Annotated in this window: 2 protein-coding genes; both read left to right on the forward strand. The window is 68.7% G+C overall.

The features are described from left to right. Nucleotides 1-168: 168 nt before the first annotated feature. Entirely contained in the window at nucleotides 169-1,785 is a 1,617-nt protein-coding gene (locus VF665_RS10900) for a TldD/PmbA family protein (RefSeq protein ID WP_331053458.1), read from the forward strand. Nucleotides 1,786-1,787: 2 nt separating this feature from the next. Further along, nucleotides 1,788-3,137, forward strand: coding sequence for a TldD/PmbA family protein (locus VF665_RS10905; protein WP_331053459.1), 1,350 nt, complete (start codon nucleotides 1,788-1,790; stop codon nucleotides 3,135-3,137). Nucleotides 3,138-3,485 lie beyond the last annotated feature (348 nt).

A 3,485-nucleotide genomic window follows, 5' to 3' on the forward strand; every position in this document is an offset into this window, starting at 1 on the left:
GGGCGGCGGCCAGCCCCGCGGGGCCGGCGCCCACCACCGCGGCGTGAAATCGGGAGCCGTTCATGGCCCGGCAGGAACCGCAACCCGCGCGCCGGAGCGCCGTTGCGGCGTACGAACGCTCGTTCTACCTTGCTCCTCCCTCAACCACCCCTCCATGACGGAGAACCCATGAAGCGCAGAGAGTTTCTCCTGCACAGCGCGGCGGCGGGTGCCGCGCTGGGCGTGAGATCGGCGGTCCTGCCCAGGTTTGCGGCGGCCGCGGCCCCGCGCGAGCCGATGGACCCGGCGGTGAGCCGCGACCTGGCCATGCGCGCGCTGGACGCCGCCCGCAGCGCGGGGGCCAGCTACGCCGACTTCCGCATGTCCGGCGAGCGCTCGCAGGCGCTGGGAACGCGCGAGCGGCAGATCACCTTCTTCAACGACGCCGACAGCTTCGGCTTCGGGGTGCGGGTGATGGCCAACGGCGCCTGGGGCTTTGCCGCCAGCCGCGAAACCACCCCCGACGAAGTGGTGCGCGTGGCCCGCCAGGCCGTGGCGCAGGCGCAGGCCAACGCCGCCGCCCGCCAGCGCCCGGTGCAGCTCGCCCCCACCGAGCCGGTGCGCGACGCCAAGTGGACGTCGCCCATCCAGACCGACCCCTTCAGCGTTCCCATCGAAGAAAAGGTCGACCTGCTGCTGCGGGCCAACGCCGAGGCGCTCAAGGTGAACGGCGCGCGCTTCGTGAACTCGGTGATGTTCTTTCTGAAGCTGGACAAGACCTTTGCGTCCACCGACGGATCGTACATCGAGCAGACGCTGTACCGGTCGTTCCCGCAGATGAACATTACCGCCGTGGCGGCGGGCGGGGGCGACTTCCAGAGCCGCAACAGCACCGACGTGGCCCCGCGCGGGCTGGGCTACGAGCACGTGCGCAACGCCGACTTCCCCGGCAACGCCGGGCGCTGGGCCGAGGAGGCGGTGCGCAAGCTGTCCGCCAAGGCGGTGGAGCCGGGCCGCTACGACCTGGTGCTGCTGCCCACGCACCTGTGGCTCACCATCCACGAAAGCATCGCCCACCCCACCGAGCTGGACCGCATCATGGGGTTCGAGGCCAACTACGCGGGCACCTCGTTCATCAACCCCATCCAGGACTTCCTGGGCAAGTTCCGCTACGGGCAGAACTTCATGAACATCCAGGGCGAGCGCAGCTCCCCGGGCGGCCTGTCCAGCATTGGCTGGGACGACGAGGGCGTAAAGCCCGACGAGTACCTGATCATCAAGAACGGCGTGCTGAACGACCTGCAGACCACGCGCGAGCAGGCGCCGTGGCTGGCCGACTGGTACGCGCAGTCCGGCAAGCCGGTGCGCAGCCACGGCAACAGCTACGCGCAGAGCTGGGACGCCGTGCAGTTCCAGCGCATGCCCAACGTGAACCTGCTGCCGCACCCGGACCGCGACGTTCCGCTGGAGGAGCTGATCTCCGGGGTGGAGAACGGCATCCTGATTGACGGCGACGGCTCGTTCAGCATCGACCAGCAGCGCTACAACGCCCAGTTCGGCGGCCAGGTGTACAAGGAAATCCGGAACGGGCGCATCGTGGGCGACCTCAAGGACGTCGCCTACCAGATGCGCACGCCGGAGTTCTGGAACAGCATGGACCTCATCGGCGGGCAGAGCACGTACTTCGTGGGCGGTTCCTTCTTTGACGGCAAGGGACAGCCCAGCCAGGTCAACGCGGTTTCGCACGGCTCGCCGGCGGCGCGCTTTCGCGGAGTCAACGTCATCAACACCGGTCGGAGGGCTTGAGCATGGCCGAACCCCGCTACCTGTCGCGCGCCGATGCCGAGGCGCTCGCGCAGAAGATCCTTTCGTACAGCACCGCCGACGAGGCGCGCGTCAACCTGAACAGCCAGACCACCGGCAACACGCGCTTCGCCATGAACCAGGTGAGCACGTCGGGCGACGCGTACGACGCCTCCATTACCGTCAGCAGCGCGTACGGCAAGAAGGTGGCGTCGGCCACCACCAACCGCCTGGACGACGAGGGGCTGCGCGCGGTGGTGCAGACCTCCGAGCGGCTGGCGCGCCTGGTTCCGGAAGACCCGGAGTACCTGGGCGAACTGGGCCCGCAGCAGTACGCCCGCGTGGAGCCGTACTTTGAAAGCACGGCGCAGATGACCCCCGCGCAGCGCGCCGCGGCGGTGCGGCAGGTAGCCGAGCCGGCCGCGCGCCAGGGAATGCTTTCCACCGGCTTCCTCACGCACTTCACGGGGTCGCAGGCGGTGGCCACCAAGAAGGGGCTGTTCGCCTACGCCCGCGGCACGGGGAGCAGCTTCACCACCACGGTGCGCACCCCGGACGGCACGGGCAGCGGCTGGGCGGGCGGCGGCGAGAACGACTGGAGCCGCATGAACATCGCCGAGCTGGGCGAGCGCGCCATCCGCAAGGCGGAGCTTTCGCGCAATCCCAAGGCGGTGGAGCCGGGCGAGTGGACGGTCATTCTGGAGCCCACGGCGGTCGCCAACCTGGTGAACCTGATGGTGTTCGGCATGAACGCCCGCGGCGCCGACGAGGGCCGGTCGTTCTTCAGCAAGCAGGGCGGCGGCAACAAGATCGGCGAAAAGTTCCTGGACGAGCGGGTGAGCATCATCAGCGACCCGGCCGATCCGCGCACGGCTTCTGCGCCGTTCACCGGCGAGGGGCTGCCGAACAACCGCACCACCTGGGTGGAGAACGGCGTTCTGAAGGACCTGGTGTACGGGCGCTTCTGGGCGCAGAAGAACAACCGGCAGCCCACAGGCTTCCCCGGCGCGTACGCCATGTCGGGCGGCAACTCGTCCATCGAGGAGATGATCCGCAGCACAGAGCGCGGGCTGCTGGTGACGCGCCTGTGGTACATCCGTCCGGTGGATCCGCGGACGATCCTGTACACGGGCCTCACCCGCGACGGCACGTTCCTGGTCGAGAACGGCCGCATCACCAGCGCGGTCAAGAACCTGCGCTGGAACGAGTCACCCATCTTCCTGCTGAACAACATCGACATGATGAGCCCGCCGGTGCGGGTGACGTCGTCGGAAGACGGGGACGGCGGATCGGTGCTGGTGCCCGCCGTCAAGGCGCGCGACTTCACCTTCACCTCGCTTTCCGACGCGGTCTGATCGCATCGGACGGGTAGAAGCTGGACGGACGAGAGCGGGCGGGTCGCCGGAAGGCGGCCCGCCCGCTCCGGTTGAGGGGCTACCCAGGCTCGCCTGAGCGAATGAATTCGCGGCAACAACAACGGAAAGTCCCCCCAAACAGACGGGGGGACTTCACCAGCACGGGGCGGATCGTTGGGTGCGAGGGCGGAGTCCAGGGCGGCCCCCACCCGGGCCGGCACCACCGGCCCACCCTCCCCCAAAAAAGACTGGGGGAGGGTTGATCAAGGCTGGGGCTCCGGCGTGGATCCGGGATCTGGTTGGCTGAGCGAGTGAACTCGCCGCAACAACAGCTGAAAGCCTCACGAT

This window comes from Longimicrobium sp. (genome assembly GCF_036387355.1).
In the GTDB taxonomy this organism is placed as follows: Bacteria; Gemmatimonadota; Gemmatimonadetes; order Longimicrobiales; family Longimicrobiaceae; genus Longimicrobium.